This is a genomic window from Bacillus cereus, from assembly GCF_002564555.1.
Taxonomy (GTDB): Bacteria; Bacillota; Bacilli; order Bacillales; family Bacillaceae_G; genus Bacillus_A; species Bacillus_A cereus_K.
In genome coordinates this window covers 89,927-107,044 of the sequence record NZ_NUVD01000084.1, presented here as the reverse complement: position 1 = coordinate 107,044, position 17,118 = coordinate 89,927, and the positions used below count along the sequence as shown (strand labels likewise).

Here is a 17,118-nt window from a genome sequence, read left to right as displayed (position 1 = left end):
CCGGTCGGGACCGCCATTTTTTTACATAAAGGCTCGGTAGCTCAGTCGGTAGAGCAGAGGACTGAAAATCCTCGTGTCGGCGGTTCGATTCCGTCCCGAGCCACCATTTTGAAATCGCAAGCCGGCTTAGCTCAATTGGTAGAGCAACTGACTTGTAATCAGTAGGTTGGGGGTTCAAGTCCTCTAGCCGGCACCACTTTCAAAATGAGCCATTAGCTCAGTTGGTAGAGCATCTGACTTTTAATCAGAGGGTCGAAGGTTCGAATCCTTCATGGCTCACCATTTACAATTTAATATGCGGGTGTAGTTTAGTGGTAAAACAAGAGCCTTCCAAGCTCTGGTCGAGAGTTCGATTCTCTTCACCCGCTTTTCAATTATGGGCCTATAGCTCAGCTGGTTAGAGCGCACGCCTGATAAGCGTGAGGTCGATGGTTCGAGTCCATTTAGGCCCACCATAATTGTTCCGCAGTAGCTCAGTGGTAGAGCTATCGGCTGTTAACCGATCGGTCGTAGGTTCGAGTCCTACCTGCGGAGCCATATTATAGAGAAGTACCCAAGTGGCTCAAGGGGCTCCCCTGCTAAGGGAGTAGATCGCTAACGCGGTGCGAGGGTTCGAATCCCTTCTTCTCTGCCAGAACTGGCCCGTTGGTCAAGTGGTTAAGACACCGCCCTTTCACGGCGGTAACACGGGTTCGAATCCCGTACGGGTCATACTAAAAGAGATAGCATAATCTGCTATCTCTTTTTTATTGTGTAAAAGCGGACTTTGAAAAACATAATGTATTAAACCTCCCAAGAAACTTTGTCCCATTTCGAAAGTATTCAGGAAATTCATTTTTGATATATACCCTATTGTTTCATTTGAGCCGCGATATATTTTACACTGGTTTCACCATCGCTCTACTGAATATCAAATTCACTGCAATCACGATGGCTGCACCGATAAGGGTTGCAAATACACGGTCGAACAGAATGATAAACTCGAACGGCTTGCCGGCTTCCATGATCAAAATAATGAGCGGGATCATGGTTGCAGAGTATACAAGATAATTTCGAACCTTTAGAAGAGGTCGAACACCTGCGAATAGCCCGATACTTATAACTAACCCCCAAATTGGTAGACTGGTTGCGAGAAGCAAGCTCGCAAAAATCACGCCGATTACTGTACCAAGCACTCGTTGTGTTGTTTTGATTGGAAAGAGTTCTATTTTCCGCTCAGTAAGGATCGCTACGGTAATTGCAATCCAATAGAAGTGATGCTCGGGCCAAAGTATTCGCAATCCCTCAGCTATACTTAGACATAATGCGAGCCTGATTGGGAATTGCCAACCGGATAGGTGTGCAAGAGAATTCCTCCATAGAATGATTTTTTTCGATGTTGGCCCTTTCACAGCTCCATTCAGCGATGATTTAAAACAACGGTGTACCCAGATGCCAAGCGCCAAGCTGATACTGACGGTCCAAATCGCGCCTGCTAAGATTGACAAAATTAGTTCCACCCGGTACTCTGTCTGGTCGACCATGTTGAGGATGATAATTAGGAATATGATAAAGCGTGTTGTTGCCACCGCCAAGGCACGACCATATCCGCCAATTAACGCAGCAAGGCTTACCAGCAGGATCAAGACTCCAAATGTCAGATAGCCGTGTCCGAAAGAGAGAAAAGCAGCAAGCGCAGCGAGCACTACTGATATCAGCGCTGATGCCAACTTTTTCCCGTGATTTATAAAACTCGAACCGACTTTCACGCTACTGACTGCCAAACTGCCTAACGATGCAGCAAAACCAAGAGCCTGATAGCCTAGAACTGTGGCGAACAGAACAGGTCCGGCCATACCTATGCCGGCGGAAAGGAGTTCTACTATTTCTACCTTGGTCTCCTTAGACCAAGAAAACACTTGAGCCTTATATGACTTTACATTCATCTATAACACCTCTTCCGACCCAAAGAGTAGGGTACAGTTTATAGGCTCTTTCTTTAATCCATGGACACGTGGTGATACCTATTTCCATTAGGCTAATATTTTGAAGTATCCCCAAAATGAAAATTTTATCTTTCCAGAGTTATTTATAATCATTCAGCTCATTTTTTTTGATATGGGGAAATGCCAATGTCTTAAGTTGATGGCAATGTATGGTGACTCCTTATAGAAACCTCTAAAAGGATTGTTGCTTATTTACAAAAAGAAGTACGTAAAAGCTGCTGTATTAGGGGCTACTGCGGAAAATAAATAATATAGATAGAAACAAAGGTGGTGCTTAAAAAGCACCACCTTTGTTGATCCCGCAAATAGCAGGATCAACAAAGCTCTTACAGAATAAAGTTTCGCTTTATTCTGCCCAATGCTGCATATATAGTTCATTATCTTTTTTAATGACTCTATATGTATAGTGGAACTCTTTCACTTTTTCTTCATTGTTTTTAGTTACACCAATTTTTTCATATGTTTTGATCTCATATAAATTTGTTTGAAGTTCTTTGATTGATTGGACTTTTGCTTCATAGAATGTCTCGCTTATATCTCTACTATATAAGTTACTAACAAGTTTCTTTTGTTTTTGATAAAAAGCACTTTCTGTATCAATATAGGGTGAAACTTGTGAAAAGTCTCCAGAATTAATGGCTGTTACCAGTGCTTTTACATATGTAGTAAAGTGATTGTGTATGTTTTCTTCTAACGTCGAAGTAAGTACATAATCCGATTGCTGTGTTGTGATAGTTTTTGTATCAGTATCCTCTTTTTGTTGGAAGTGATAAATAACTATGCTACAAATTATAAGTGCAATACAGACGAGTGCAATTAATTTGTGAAGCTGTTCTTTCATAATTTCCATAATTAAGCATGATAAAAGAACAATGGCGACACCACCCCATTTAAAATCATAAATCGTACCTAATGCGAACATGGCTGCTAGTCCTGAAACATAAAGATTTAAGTTCCATCTTAATAGTGAAAGTAGAAAGACGATGATAGCAAGTGTGAGTGTTAATCCTGTGAACTCCATTTCAGACATTGTTACCCCCCCTTATATTAGTATTATTATTATAAATGGATTTTTCATCTGAATATATGTTTTTTAGAATAGGGACTTCACAAACATAACAAAATGCCAAAATTGGTATGGATTCCACACCTATTCTAATAACTTTACACTTTATGTGAAAATGTTCACAAATAGGTCATAATTTGTGAAGTGATTCACAATGATCCGTGCTACAATATGAATGTAAAGAAGTTAAACAACATTAAATTAGTATTTTAATTAATTACTTAAACAATAATAAAAAATATATGTAAAACAATTGAGAGGGGAAATTACCATGAAAAAAGGTATCAATCGCGTAGTATTAGTAGGAACAGGAGCTGTAGGTTGTAGTTACGCTTACTCAATGATCAACCAAGGTGTAGCAGAAGAATTCGTACTTGTAGATGTTAATGAAGCAAAAGCAGAAGGGGAAGCAATGGACTTAAGTCATGCGGTACCATTCTCTCCAGCAGCAACAAAAGTTTGGAGCGGTAGCTATGCAGATTGTAAAGATGCAGATTTAGTTGTTATCACTGCTGGATTACCACAAAAGCCAGGTGAAACTCGTTTAGACTTAGTTGAGAAAAATACAAAGATCTTTAAACAAATCGTTCGCGGTATTATGGATAGCGGATTCGATGGAATCTTCTTAATCGCAACTAACCCAGTTGATATTTTAACTTACGTAACTTGGAAAGAATCTGGATTACCAAAAGAGCGCGTAATTGGTTCTGGTACAACTTTAGACTCAGCTCGTTTCCGTTACATGTTAGGTGACTACTTAGATGTAGATCCACGTAACGTTCATGCTTACATCGTTGGTGAGCACGGTGACACTGAACTTCCAGTATGGAGCCACGCTACTGTAGGTGTACAAAAACTAGAAACAATCTTAGCGAACAACGAACAGTATAACCAAGAAGATTTAGATAAAATCTTTGAAAATGTACGCGATGCAGCTTACCATATCATCGAACGTAAAGGTGCAACTTACTACGGAATCGGTATGTCACTACTTCGTGTAACTAAAGCGATCTTAAGCAACGAGAACAGCGTATTAACTGTATCTGCATACCTTGAAGGCCAATACGGTGAGAAAGATGCTTACGTAGGTGTTCCAGCTGTTATTAACCGCGAAGGTGTACGTGAAATCGTAGAACTTGAGCTAAATGAAGAAGAAAAAGCGAAATTCGCTCATTCTGTAAAAGTGTTAAAAGAAACAATGGCACCAGTACTATAATAATTGCTAAATCATTCAGAGGCGGGAAACTGCTTCCTACCTCTGAATTTACCCTGCGTTAACGCCCAACTGGTGTGGGCTAATAATCAGTGAGAATGAATAAAATCCCCGCTGATTATAGTTTTACTTTATATAATTTAATATAAATTCCTTTTCCGGTTTCCCTTGTATATCCCCAATATACCCCTTTTGCTGGATAAGGGTTGTTTATAGAAAAAAGCACTCTATTTTCGAATAGAGTGCTTTTATATGTTATTTTTTCGTCGACGATGCCGTCTTTTACAGATACTCCTTTTTTACTATAGTTATTAGCGATAATTTCAGCATTTTTACTATTAATTCCTTTATCGCCATTTACGTCGCCTGAAGTATAGATAGAATAAACATAGCATTTTAGTATGAATTGTATTTGTGAAGGTTTTAAGTTCTTTATTGAGAACATGCATATGCTTACGAATTTTCCATTTCAAAAAAATTGTGACAAAAAATGTTGAGAAACATTCTTTTATGACCAATTATTTTGCTGCGATTTTAAGTGAAAATAGCGTAAAAAATAGGATGAACCTAATACAATAAAGGTTGAGAAAAAAATAAAAGGAAGAAAATAAAGCGTTTGCAATGAATATTCGTCAAAATTCGATATTTTATATAGAAATGTGAAGAAAAATAAACATTTTCAAGAAAAAAACGTATATTTTTTATAAATTAACAAGGATATTTCAGTTTTTCGCCGAAATGGTTTAAAGTATAAAAAATTCTGTCATCTTAGTGAGGTGAGCATATTGAGTGTAATAAATTGTGAAGAAGTGAAACGAGATGAGTTTCATACAGAAAAGTACTATGAGAGTTATAACATCTTTGGGGCACATGTTGTGACGGAAGATGAGATGCGAGGTGTACGATTTACAGTATGGGCTCCTCATGCGAAAGCAATGAGTGTTGTTGGGAATTTTAATGAATGGGATTATGAGCAACATAAGATGCTACAAGTGACAGAAGATGGGATTTGGTCCTTGTTTGTACCGCATATTGTAGAGAATGAGATATACAAGTATGCGATTGAAACGATGGACGGTGGCGTTATTTTAAAAGCAGATCCTTACGCAGTATATGCAGAAGTAAGACCAAATACGGCATCTGTAGTTTTTGATATAGAGGGATATGAATGGAATGATAAAAACTGGATTCGTAAGAAAAAGAAAAAATCGGTTTATAAAGAAGCGATGACGGTTTATGAATTGCATTTTGGTTCTTGGAAAAAGAAAGAAGATGGAACGCTGTATTCTTACAGGGAAATGGCAGAAGAACTCATTCCGTATGTGGTGGAACATCAATTTACACATATTGAAATTATGCCACTTGTTGAGCATCCATATGATCGTTCTTGGGGATATCAAGGAACGGGATATTATGCCGCAACGAGTAGATTCGGCACGCCACATGATTTGATGTATTTTGTCGATGAATGTCATAAATATGGAATCGGTGTCATTTTAGATTGGGTGCCGGGGCATTTTTGTAAAGATGCTCACGGTTTATATTTGTTTGATGGGACACCGACTTATGAATATAAAGATATAGATGTACAAGAAAACCAGGTATGGGGAACTGTTAATTTTGATTTAGGAAAAAGGGAAGTACGTAATTTCTTAATTTCAAATGCGTTATTTTGGATGAGGTATTTCCATATTGATGGTTTCAGGGTAGATGCAGTTGCGAATATGCTGTACTGGAATAAAGAAGGAAAAGAGCAAAGTAATGAACACGCTGTTTCTTTCTTACGAGAGTTAAATGAAGCGGTGTTTGCAGAAGATGAAGATTTTCTTATGACAGCAGAGGATTCAACAGCGTGGCCACTTGTAACAGCTCCAACGTATGAAGGCGGGCTTGGGTTCAATTACAAATGGAATATGGGCTGGATGAATGATGTGCTGAAATATATGGAGTGTGCACCTGAGTATAGGAAACATATTCATGAGAAAATGACATTTTCTTTAATATATGCTTACTCTGAAAACTTCATATTACCGCTTTCTCATGATGAAGTCGTTCATGGGAAGAAGTCGTTATTAAATAAAATGCCGGGAGATTACTGGGATAAGTTTGCTCAGCTTCGTTTATTATATGGATATTTCTTTACCCATCCAGGCAAGAAGCTACTCTTTATGGGGGGAGAATTCGGTCAGTTTGATGAGTGGAAAGATCTTGAAGATTTAGATTGGAATTTACATGATTTTGAAATGCATCGTTATATGCATGATTATTTTAAAGAGCTCATAGCATTGTATAAGCGCTCAAAACCACTGTGGCAGCTTGATCATTCGCCTGAAGGATTTCAGTGGATTGATGCTAATAATAATGAGCAAAGTATTTTCTCGTTTATCCGCCAAGGGGATAAGCAAGAAGATGCGTTAGTTGTCGTATGTAATTTTACGAAAGCTACATATGAAAACTACAAAGTAGGTGTACCAGATTTTGAGTATTATAACGAGATTTTAAACAGTGATGCTGAGCAATATGGCGGTTCGGGGCAAGTGAATAAGAAACGTCTCAAGACGATTCTAGAACCGTATCATAATCAAGCAGCATATGTAGAAATTACAATTCCACCATTTGGCGTATCCATATTACGACCAGTGAAGACGAGAAAGGGGAGCAAAAAACAAGATGGCTCAAAAGCAAAAGTGCGTAGCAATGTTACTAGCAGGGGGAAAAGGTAGTCGTTTAAGTGCATTAACAAAAAATTTAGCCAAGCCAGCTGTTCCATTTGGTGGTAAATATCGCATTATTGATTTTACGCTAAGTAATTGTGCGAATTCTGGTATTGAAACAGTTGGGATTTTGACGCAATATCAACCACTCGAACTTCATAATTATATCGGAATCGGAAATGCTTGGGATTTAGACCGAGTAAACGGTGGAGTCACAGTGTTACCTCCTTATGCGGAGTCTTCCGGTGTGAAGTGGTATACAGGTACGGCAAGTGCCATTTATCAAAATTTAAATTATTTAAGTCAGTATGAGCCGGAATATGTCCTTATTTTATCCGGCGACCATATTTATAAAATGGATTACAGTAAAATGCTAGATTATCATATTGAAAAAGAATCGGACGTTTCAATTTCTGTTATTGAAGTGCCATGGGATGAAGCGAGTCGTTTCGGCATTATGAATACAAATGAAGAGATGGAAATTGTTGAATTTGAGGAGAAGCCACAATTCCCAAGAAGCAATCTTGCATCAATGGGAATTTACATTTTTAACTGGGCCATTTTGAAAGAGTATTTAGAGATGGATGCAAGAAATCCTGAATCTAGTAATGACTTCGGAAAAGATGTACTTCCGCTTTTATTAGATGAAGGGAAGAAGCTGATGGCGTATCCGTTTGAAGGATATTGGAAAGATGTCGGAACGGTGAAGAGTTTATGGGAAGCGAATATGGATTTACTTCGCGATGAAACATCACTGAACTTAAACGATCGTAATTGGCGTATTTATTCTGTCAATCCAAATGAGCCGCCTCAATATATTTCAGAACAAGCAAAAGTAGAAGAATCACTTATTAACGAAGGGTGCGTCATTGAAGGGGACGTGAAGCATTCTGTTTTATTCCAAGGAGTAACGGTAGAAGAAGGTAGTATGGTAATCGATTCCGTCGTTATGCCTGGGGCAAAGATTGGGAAAAACGTTGTGATTGAAAGAGCGATTGTTGGATCGGAAATGGTTATTGAAGATGGAACAATAATTCGTCCAGAAAAAAATGTTGACGATGTAGTACTAATTGCTGAAGGGAAATAGAAAAGGGGGATGAAATGAATGGGAGAAAAAATGTTAGGAATTATTAATGCAACGGGAAGTTTTCCTTCCTTAAAGAAAGTAACAGGGCATCGTTCACTAGCGGCGTTACCGTTTGGGGGCCGTTATCGACTCATTGATTTCATGCTTTCAAATATGGTGAATTCTAATATTCATAGTGTGGCGGTTTTTACAAGTCATAAAAACCGTTCGTTAATGGACCATGTCGGTTCAGGAAAGCAATGGGATTTAGATAGAAAAAGAGACGGACTATTTTTATTCCCACCAAACTGCCAATGTGACCAAGATGAGTTTGGGTCTTTTGCACATTTTAGAAGACATATTGATTATTTTCTAAGAAGCAGAGAAGAATACGTTGTTATTACGAATAGCCATCTCGTAACAGCATTAAACTTCCAAGCGGTGTTAGAGCGACATATACATACGTCAGCTGATATTACTGAAGTTTGTCATAATGGTGTTTCGCTTCAAACATACGTGTTAAAGAAACAATTATTATTAGATTTATTTGAGTCATATAAAGATGTGGAGCAATATAGTTTATTTGATGTAGTGAGAGAAAAGCGCGGAGAATCACTGCATATTGCTACGTATGAGCATACAGGATATGTAGCTATTATTGACTCAATTGAAAGTTACTATAAACATAGCTTAGAAATTTTGCAACCTGCTATTTGGAAGCAATTATTTAAGAAAGAAGCACCGATCTTTACGAAAGTAAAAGATGAACCACCAACGCGTTACTTGAAGGGTGCAGTTGTGAAAAACACAATGATTGCAAACGGCAGTATTATTGAAGGCGAAGTAGAAAATAGTGTTGTCTCCCGTTCTGTTAAAATTGGAAAAGGTTCAATTGTTCGTAATAGCATTATTATGCAAAAGAGTCAAATTGGAGATAATTGTATAATAGACGGTGTTATTATTGATAAAGACGTGAAAATTGGTGACGGTGTCGTGTTAAAAGGAAATGCAGATGAGCCGCATGTTGTAGAAAAAGGAAGCGTTCAAAATAGTACGATTAATAGTTATTCTTGAAGAATCAGTGGGGGGAGTCCCCCACTGATTAAAGTTTTAATTTAAATGAAAACTCGAAGGGAGGAAGCTGCAAGAGAAGTAGTGTAAGCTTTTCGCGCAGTGGAACAACAAGTGAATATTTTATTTGCAGTATCAGAATGTGTACCGTTTGTGAAATCTGGAGGATTAGCTGACGTAGCGGGTGCGCTCCCAAAAGAGCTAAAAAAATTAGGTGTGGATGTTCGCATTATACTTCCGAATTATAGTCTTATTCCGAAAAAATTAAGAGATGGATGCACGCTTCATAAAGTAATTAACATTCCTCTTGGTTGGAGAAATCAATATTGTGGGATTTTAAAAGGCGAACAAGACGGAATTACGTATTACTTAATAGATAATGAATATTATTTTAAGAGGGACTCTCTGTACGGTCATTATGATGACGGGGAGCGTTTTTCTTATTTCTCGAAAGCAGTTTTAGAGTGTATTCCGCATCTTGATTTCGAAGTGGATGTTCTTCATAGCCATGATTGGCATACGGCTATGGTTAATTTCTTGCTTCGTGAAAAGTATCAAGATAACCCGTTATATGAGCGTATTAAAACGGTATATACAATTCATAACTTGCAGTTCCAAGGCGTATTTCCTCCTGAAGTGATGTATGACTTGTTAGAGCTTGGTGATGAATATTTTCATAGTGAGCAGCTTGAGTTTTACGGAAATATAAACTTTATGAAAGGCGGCATTATCGCTTCTGATCAAATTACAGCAGTTAGCCCAACATATAAAGAAGAAATTCAATATGAGTTTTTTGGTGAGAAGTTAGATGGATTGTTGCGAAAATATAATGATAAGCTTAGCGGCATTGTAAATGGCATTGATACGAGCGTATATAATCCAGAAACGGATTCATATATTACAGCTCAGTATAGTGCAGATACATTAGATGAAAAGAATGAAAATAAACGCGCCTTGCAGCGTTATTTTGGTTTGCCAGAAAAAGAGGATACACCAATTATTTCAATGGTAACAAGGTTAACGAAGCAAAAAGGTCTTGATTTAGTACGTACTGTATTCCGTGAAATAATGGAGGAAGATGTACAATGTATTATTTTAGGATCCGGCGATTCTGAATATGAACAATTCTTTGAGTGGATGGCATATGAGTATCCTGGGAAGGTAAAAGTTTATATCGGATTTAATGAAGAATTAGCTCACCAAGTATATGCGGGAAGTGATTTGTTTTTGATGCCATCACTGTTTGAACCGTGTGGACTTGGACAACTGATTGCATTAGCGTACGGTACGATTCCGATTGTAAGAGAAACAGGGGGATTAAACGATACTGTACAATCTTATGATGAAGAAACAGGAGCAGGAAATGGCTTTAGTTTCACAAACTTTAATGCACATGACATGTTGTATACAGTCCGCCGTGCACTTGAGTTTTATCACGATAAACTAGTGTGGGAACAGCTTGTAAAGCAAGCGATGACTGAAGATTATAGCTGGGAGAAATCAGCTCTTGCCTATAAGAAATTGTATAAAAGTCTCATGGAATAACATGTAGGTGGTGAAAAAATGTTTACTCATGTTGAAAGTTTCAAATCAGCTTTTCTAGAAAAGTTAGAGACGATGTGCGGGAAAAGTTTTAAAGACTCTACAACTCGTGATCAATATAATACGCTCGGGCATATGGTACGTGAGTATATGAATAGTCAATGGATTGCAACGAATGAAAGTTATCGGTCTGGAGAGCAAAAGCAAATGTATTACTTATCCATTGAGTTTTTACTTGGGCGTTTGCTTGGAAGTAACATATTAAATTTAGGTATCAGAGATGTATGTGAGCAGGGACTGTCTGAGCTTGGGATATCTTTGCACGAGTTAGAAGAGGTGGAAGCAGATGCAGGTCTTGGGAATGGTGGACTTGGACGATTAGCAGCCTGTTTCCTTGATTCACTCGCTTCTTTAAACTTACCAGGGCATGGCTGTGGAATTCGTTACAAACATGGATTGTTTGATCAAAAAATTGTGGATGGTTACCAAGTTGAATTCCCAGAACAGTGGCTGCTTCATGAAAACGTATGGGAAGTAAGAAGACATGATCAAGCTGTAGAAGTCAGTTATTTCGGCAGTGTTGAACCGCAAGAAATTGATGGGCGTTTAGAGTTCAGGCATACGAATGCAGAAGTGATTATGGCCGTGCCATATGATGTTCCAGTAGTAGGTTATGAGACAAGTACTGTAAATACACTTAAACTTTGGAATGCTGAACCAGTTCCATTTCCGCAAAACTGCAAAGACATTTTGAAATATAAGCGTGAAACAGAAGCTGTATCGGAGTTTTTATATCCAGATGATACGCATGATGAGGGGAAAATACTTCGTTTAAAGCAACAGTACTTCCTCGTATCAGCAAGTTTGCAAAATATCGTTCGTATGCATAGAGAAAGATACGGTAACCTTCGTCAATTACATGAAAAGATTGCGATTCATATTAACGATACACATCCCGTTTTAGCGATTCCAGAATTGCTGCGTATTTTATTAGACGAGGAAAAACTAGCATGGGAAGAAGCTTGGCACATAACGACGCAGACGATTTCTTATACGAATCATACGACGTTATCAGAAGCGCTTGAGAAATGGCCAATTCACATTTTTAAACCGTTATTACCGAGAATATATATGATTATTGAAGAGATTAATGAACGTTTCTGTCACGAACTTTGGGAGCGTTATCCTTATGAATGGCATCGCATTGAGGACATGGCGATTATTGCACATGATCTGGTGAAAATGGCTCATTTAGCAATTGTCGGAAGTCATAGCGTAAACGGTGTCGCGAAAATTCATACGGAAATTTTGAAGCAGCGTGAAATGCGATTGTTTTATGAATTTTATCCAGATAAGTTTAATAATAAAACGAATGGAATCGCCCATAGGCGCTGGCTTATGAAAGCAAATCCACAGCTAACAAATCTCATTTCAGAGGCAATTGGAACAGAGTGGAAGAAAGAACCGATTAAGCTTCAAGCGCTGCAAATGTTTCAATACGATGCTAGTTTTCAAGAGAAGCTTGCAGGAGTAAAGCAAGAGCGTAAGGAGATTTTAGCAGAGCGTATTCATAATAAAATGGGGATTACGATTGATCCAAATTCTATTTTTGATGTGCAAGTGAAAAGACTACATGCCTATAAACGACAATTATTAAATGTTCTCCATATTTTATATTTGTATAACCGTTTGAAAGAGGATACTAGTTTTTCATTTTATCCGCGTACCTTTATTTTTGGAGCAAAAGCATCACCTGGCTATTATTATGCGAAGAAAATCATTAAATTAATCAATGAACTTGCAAGAAAAGTAAATAACGATCCGTATGTAAGTCAATTTATGAAAGTTATCTTTCTAGAAAACTACCGAGTTTCTGTAGCGGAAGATATATTCCCAGCGGCTGATGTAAGTGAACAAATTTCAACTGCGAGCAAGGAAGCATCCGGAACAGGGAACATGAAATTTATGATGAATGGTGCGATTACAATCGGGACGTTAGACGGGGCTAATATTGAAATAAAAGACCGTGTCGGTGACGATGGTTGTTTCATTTTCGGTTTAACAGCGGAAGAGGTTCTACATTACTATCAAAATGGTGGATATCGTGCAAGTGATTATTATCACCACAATATGCACATGAAAAAAGTAGTCGATCAGTTGACGAATGGGTTCTTTGCACAGTCGGGAGCTGAATTTGAAGCGATTTACGATTCTCTCGTTATTCAAAACGATGAATATTTCGTTCTGCGAGATTTTGGTCCATATGCGGAAAGGCAAGAAGCTGTTGGCAGAGCTTATCAAAACCAAACAAAGTGGTTAGAAATGTCGATTTTAAATATTGCACAATCGGGTCATTTTGCGAGCGATCGAACGATTTTGCAGTATAGTAATGAAATTTGGGGTATTGGTAATACAGTTAAACAGTATTAAGTGAAAGTCCCTTTTGAAGGGACTTTTACTCATTATATTGAAGTTACATTGAGACAAAGTGTATTCACTTTTAAAGCGGGAATACAATCGCTTAGAAAAGTAAAACGAGCTTAAAGAGTTTAAGCTCGTTTTACTTATTTTGCTCAAGAAAGAAATGGAATCGCGGTATACATTATACCTGTTCCGCCGTATTCTCCTGTCGCAAAGTATGAAAATGTAAAGAAACCTGTAACCGTAAAAAGTGCAATAAGAAAAAGTGCAAAGAGAAATTTTAGCATGTAAGGTCCCCTCATCCAAAAAATAACTTCGTATATTATTATAGTATGAGAATATTTGATTTCCAATTGTTTACTGTTTAAAAATGAGAAGTCAGACATGTTTTGTATGTTGTAATAGAATGATTATTCGTAATGGATTTTGTATTTTTTGTAAATGTCATGTTGTGATGAACATGTGCATATTCCCAGTTTTGATCGTTAAAATTGACATTTCTCGGAGGAAGAAGAGGAACGACATCAAATAAATTAACGAAGCGAAAGCTACTTGCTACTTGTAGTTTATAATAGTTGCGAAATGCAATATCTCCAACTTTTGGAGAGGCAAATGTATAAAGACCGTATTGTGCGAAGGCGGTGTTTATACGTGCATCAAGTATATGTAGCGTAGCGAGCGCGCCGCCTAAGCTATGACCTGTTGCAAGAAGTTTTTTATGAGCGGGTAATGATACGAGCATATCCATAATAGAATCACGGCAAGACTCATAAATAGAAAGAAAGCCGTTATGGACATTCCCACTATTTAAAGTGTACGGATAAGGCCTTTGATTGACGAGTGAATCGATGATCCAGTCTGTATCTGTTTGTGTACCCCGAAATGCTACAATAATCGTATCCTCAGATTCTAATATAAATCCGAACCATTCTGTCGTTTGAATGGCCTTTCCTTGAAACCCTTGTACATATTGGAACCCATCAGGTATTTCGAAAATCCCATTTTGTTTATATTGTTCATACGTTAACTCGCAACAAGAAGCTAACAATATGGCAGTGTCTTTATCAAAGGATAAAGGAGTACGCATCAAGGAAGCCCTCCTTATGAAAAGGTATAGTTCAATATATGCAGTGAGGGACTTGATTCATTCTTTTGGAGGGGGGAAATAGTTTGTATCGCTTATCTAAATCAGTGGATGAAATTATATCGACTTATCGACGAATAATGTCAAAATAAAACAGCGCCCGATAAGGGCACTGTTTACTCTTTTCCATCTAATAAATGACCAAGTCTACCTAAAACGCTGCTTTCACTAGGGCTTTGCGCTGCTGGGCTTGTAAGTCTTGCACTTATTAAAAAAAGCCGATTTCCATCTCAAGGAATCGACTTTTTTCGTTATTCTTAATGAACTAGCGCATGCGTTAGTTGCATAAGTAAGAGATTTGAAAAAATAGCCTGTATATATTTGAACGATGAATGACTTACCTATTTTCTTGTGTTTGTTTGCTTTATATACAGAAAATTCAGGGGAACATAACACATTATTTATCCGTTTGTTTTTGCTTCTTTTTCAAATACTCCGCACGCAAGTTTTCAAGTTGCTGCTTTTTATCAAATTTGGCAGGCTTCTGCTTTTCATGAAACTTTGCCACAGCTACCTGACTTTTGTAATCTAATTGATATTTTCCCACTTTGTTCACCTACTTTTCTTGTCTTTAAAGAGAATCGATTCAACAAATATAATATACCTTATTTTACTGAAGTAAACCTTATTACTTTATTAATGCAATAAATTTGTTAAGAAGGGGCTCTTTTATTGAGTATGCACTTTGTTGTTTGTAGACGTAAATGAAAACACCCTTTCACTGCATTACTGCAAGCAAGGGTGTTTTCATTTTATTATTTTATTAGTCGATGACCATGCACCTATAAGGGCACTATTTACTCTTTTCCATCTAATAAACGACCAAGTCCACCTAATACACTGCCTTCACCGCTGCTTTGCGCTGCAGGGCTAGTAAGGCGTGCTGCTAAGCGACTAAGTGTTAAGGACTGAATCCAAACTGTTCCAGGCCCTTCTAATGTAGCGAAGAATAAGCCTTCGCCGCCAAATAGAGCTGTTTTTACTTTTCCAACGAATTGAATATCGTAGTTAACATCTTTTGTCATAGCAACGAGACAACCTGTATCAATGCGAAGCTTTTCGCCATGTTTTAATTCACGCTTATATACAGTTCCGCCTGCGTGCATGAAAGCAAGACCATCACCTTCAAGTTTCTGCATAATGAAACCTTCACCACCGAAGAAACCAGATCCTATTTTTTTCGTAAACTCGATTCCGATAGAAACACCTTTTGCGGCACAAAGAAATGCATCTTTTTGGCAGACTACTTTTCCTTGATACTCTGTTAAATCTACAGGAACAATTTTACCAGGATAAGGAGCAGCAAATGATACGTGGCGTTTGCCGTGACCTGTATTTGTAAATACAGTCATAAACATACTTTCACCTGTAACGAGACGTTTACCAGCTCCCATTAGTTTACCGAATAAACCGCCAGATGGTCCAGAACCGTCTCCGAAGATCGTTTCCATTTCGATATGATCTTCCATCATCATCATTGCGCCAGCTTCTGCAATAACGCTTTCTTCCGGATCTAATTCAATTTCAACGAACTGCATATCATCGCCATATAACTTATATTCGATTTCATGTGCCTTCATTTTTTTCACCTCATATGTAATAGATACTTATATTGTACAGAATTTAATAGGATTAGAATACTTTAGTTTTGGTAATTTTTAAATAAAATATGAAGATGGAAATTCAACATTATATTAAAATTATAAAAAAATGATAAAATGAAAGTGTTCTCATTTGACGTATTCGATATAGCGTGATATAGTGAAGTCACTATTGAGCTACATAATGTGGTACGGAAATAAAGCGCGTGGAATTATTAGGCTTTACGCTTGTTATGCATTCATGTCCTTTATATCCACCTTTTCATGTGGATTCATAGTTTCATTTTTATTTAGGAGGTACATGACATGCAAACAGGTAAAGTTAAATGGTTTAACGGCGAAAAAGGTTTCGGTTTCATCGAAGTTGAAGGTGGAGACGATGTATTCGTTCACTTCTCAGCTATCCAAGGTGAAGGTTTCAAAACTTTAGAAGAAGGTCAAGAAGTTTCTTTCGAAATCGTTGAAGGCAACCGCGGACCACAAGCAGCTAACGTTACAAAAAACTAATTAGCTGATGATAAAAAGCATTCCGAATTTCGGAATGCTTTTTTTATTCTTTGGAACTAGATTCATTTGAAGATAATTCGCCTTTAAAGGTACGTTTTTCAAAGTCGTCGAGCATTTGTTCATATTCTTCATGTTCTTCTGTTGCAAAAACTTGCAGATTTTTTCCATGCATATCTGTTCCGATAAAGTTTTCAAAATCCTCTACATAACCAACATTTTCCTCACTATTTACGTACATTCCATTATAGTTTTTTGAGTCCTGTCTTTCTAAATCAGACGGTGTTTCTGACGTACCGTAATTTGCGACATCTTGCCACGCATCTTCCGCGTCATATTCAACAGAATGGTCTTCATCATGCTTGTGGAAAGAAGGAGCTAGTACTTCCTCTTCAACAGGCCGCGTCGTCATATTTAACTTATTTGTAGCGTGCTGGATGCATGTTGTAGCAGTTGGCAGCGCTTCTAATCTTTCAAACGGAATTTCCTCACCGGATACTTCACAAATTCCATATGTGCCCGCTTCTATTTTTTGTAGAGCGTGCATTGTATCTTCTAGCTGTTTATGCCAAAGTTCGATGAGTCCGAAATCTTTTTCACGTTCATATAATTCTGTTGCCATATCGGCAGGATGGTTATCATAGCTAGATAATTCTCCAACGGAATCGCGTTCAGATGCACGATCTTCATTTTCGTGAGTTTGTATCGTTTGTTCCAGTTCTTGTTTTTGTTTTTCTAAAGTGGATTTAAATTGATTTATTTGTTGTGGAGTTAACATAGTCGTCCACCTT

Annotated in this window: 14 protein-coding genes, 8 tRNA genes and 1 pseudogene; 15 read left to right on the top strand and 8 right to left on the bottom strand. The window is 37.7% G+C overall.

The window, feature by feature from the left end; genetic code table 11:
* The first annotated feature begins 30 nt into the window (after positions 1–30).
* From COI75_RS19465 to COI75_RS19430, 8 genes are all read left to right on the top strand, one after another.
* A tRNA-Phe gene (locus COI75_RS19465) sits at positions 31–106 on the top strand.
* 14 nt (positions 107–120) lie between these two features.
* Positions 121–196: transfer RNA gene (locus tag COI75_RS19460), tRNA-Thr, on the top strand.
* Between the two features lie 10 nt (positions 197–206).
* Positions 207–282: transfer RNA gene (locus tag COI75_RS19455), tRNA-Lys, on the top strand.
* Positions 283–297: 15 nt separating this feature from the next.
* A tRNA-Gly gene (locus tag COI75_RS19450) sits at positions 298–368 on the top strand.
* 10 nt (positions 369–378) lie between these two features.
* Positions 379–455: transfer RNA gene (locus COI75_RS19445), tRNA-Ile, on the top strand.
* Positions 456–462: 7 nt separating this feature from the next.
* Positions 463–537, top strand: a tRNA-Asn gene (locus COI75_RS19440).
* Positions 538–543: 6 nt separating this feature from the next.
* Positions 544–634: transfer RNA gene (locus COI75_RS19435), tRNA-Ser, on the top strand.
* 5 nt (positions 635–639) lie between these two features.
* A tRNA-Glu gene (locus tag COI75_RS19430) sits at positions 640–711 on the top strand.
* 167 nt (positions 712–878) lie between these two features.
* Here COI75_RS19430 and COI75_RS19425 read toward each other — a convergent pair.
* Complete coding sequence (locus COI75_RS19425) at positions 879–1,925, bottom strand: FUSC family protein (RefSeq protein ID WP_001101433.1); 1,047 nt, start codon at positions 1,923–1,925, stop codon at positions 879–881.
* 406 nt (positions 1,926–2,331) lie between these two features.
* Positions 2,332–3,015, bottom strand: a complete 684-nt coding sequence (locus COI75_RS19420) for a TcaA NTF2-like domain-containing protein (protein WP_002095198.1) — start codon at positions 3,013–3,015, stop codon at positions 2,332–2,334.
* A 307-nt stretch (positions 3,016–3,322) separates the two neighbouring features.
* Here COI75_RS19420 and COI75_RS19415 point away from each other — a divergent pair, with 307 nt between their 5' ends.
* The 6 genes from COI75_RS19415 to glgP all read left to right on the top strand — a co-directional run bounded on the left by COI75_RS19415 (position 3,323) and on the right by glgP (position 13,087).
* Entirely contained in the window at positions 3,323–4,267 is a 945-nt protein-coding gene (locus COI75_RS19415; RefSeq protein ID WP_000715332.1) for an L-lactate dehydrogenase, read from the top strand.
* 782 nt (positions 4,268–5,049) lie between these two features.
* Complete coding sequence (glgB, locus tag COI75_RS19410) at positions 5,050–6,987, top strand: 1,4-alpha-glucan branching protein GlgB (RefSeq protein ID WP_000111411.1); 1,938 nt, start codon at positions 5,050–5,052, stop codon at positions 6,985–6,987.
* Entirely contained in the window at positions 6,935–8,065 is a 1,131-nt protein-coding gene (gene glgC, locus COI75_RS19405; protein ID WP_000057603.1) for a glucose-1-phosphate adenylyltransferase, read from the top strand. The genes glgB and glgC overlap by 53 nt, the downstream gene beginning before the upstream one ends.
* Positions 8,066–8,083: 18 nt before the next feature.
* Entirely contained in the window at positions 8,084–9,118 is a 1,035-nt protein-coding gene (gene glgD, locus COI75_RS19400; protein ID WP_000504160.1) for a glucose-1-phosphate adenylyltransferase subunit GlgD, read from the top strand.
* 111 nt (positions 9,119–9,229) lie between these two features.
* Positions 9,230–10,660, top strand: a complete 1,431-nt coding sequence (gene glgA / locus COI75_RS19395; RefSeq protein ID WP_002095200.1) for a glycogen synthase GlgA — start codon at positions 9,230–9,232, stop codon at positions 10,658–10,660.
* An 18-nt stretch (positions 10,661–10,678) separates the two neighbouring features.
* Complete coding sequence (gene glgP, locus COI75_RS19390; protein ID WP_098448538.1) at positions 10,679–13,087, top strand: glycogen phosphorylase; 2,409 nt, start codon at positions 10,679–10,681, stop codon at positions 13,085–13,087.
* 143 nt (positions 13,088–13,230) lie between these two features.
* Here the strand turns inward: glgP and COI75_RS27400 are convergent, their stop codons facing one another.
* From COI75_RS27400 to COI75_RS19370, 5 genes and pseudogenes are all read right to left on the bottom strand, one after another.
* Positions 13,231–13,365 carry a hypothetical protein gene (locus COI75_RS27400; protein ID WP_000911280.1) on the bottom strand — a complete coding sequence of 45 codons (135 nt, stop codon included), beginning with the start codon at positions 13,363–13,365 and terminating at the stop codon, positions 13,231–13,233.
* Positions 13,366–13,442: 77 nt separating this feature from the next.
* Positions 13,443–14,165: a lipase family protein gene (locus COI75_RS19380; protein ID WP_001260113.1), complete on the bottom strand. Its 723-nt coding sequence runs from the start codon at positions 14,163–14,165 to the stop codon at positions 13,443–13,445.
* Between the two features lie 173 nt (positions 14,166–14,338).
* Positions 14,339–14,431, bottom strand: a pseudogene (locus COI75_RS26610) (TIGR00266 family protein); the annotation flags it as partial.
* A gap of 188 nt (positions 14,432–14,619) precedes the next feature.
* Positions 14,620–14,769 carry a hypothetical protein gene (locus COI75_RS26990; RefSeq protein WP_000521650.1) on the bottom strand — a complete coding sequence of 50 codons (150 nt, stop codon included), beginning with the start codon at positions 14,767–14,769 and terminating at the stop codon, positions 14,620–14,622.
* A gap of 250 nt (positions 14,770–15,019) precedes the next feature.
* The gene (locus tag COI75_RS19370) at positions 15,020–15,802 is read right to left on the bottom strand and encodes a TIGR00266 family protein (RefSeq protein WP_000643603.1); all 783 of its coding nucleotides are present in this window, start codon (positions 15,800–15,802) and stop codon (positions 15,020–15,022) included.
* 327 nt (positions 15,803–16,129) lie between these two features.
* On the opposite strand from COI75_RS19370, the gene cspD reads away from it, so the two are divergent.
* Positions 16,130–16,330 carry a cold-shock protein CspD gene (cspD, locus tag COI75_RS19365; protein WP_001193050.1) on the top strand — a complete coding sequence of 67 codons (201 nt, stop codon included), beginning with the start codon at positions 16,130–16,132 and terminating at the stop codon, positions 16,328–16,330.
* A 43-nt stretch (positions 16,331–16,373) separates the two neighbouring features.
* On the opposite strand, the gene COI75_RS19360 is transcribed toward cspD, so the two are convergent.
* Entirely contained in the window at positions 16,374–17,105 is a 732-nt protein-coding gene (locus COI75_RS19360) for a yteA family sporulation protein (protein WP_000957362.1), read from the bottom strand.
* Positions 17,106–17,118 lie beyond the last annotated feature (13 nt).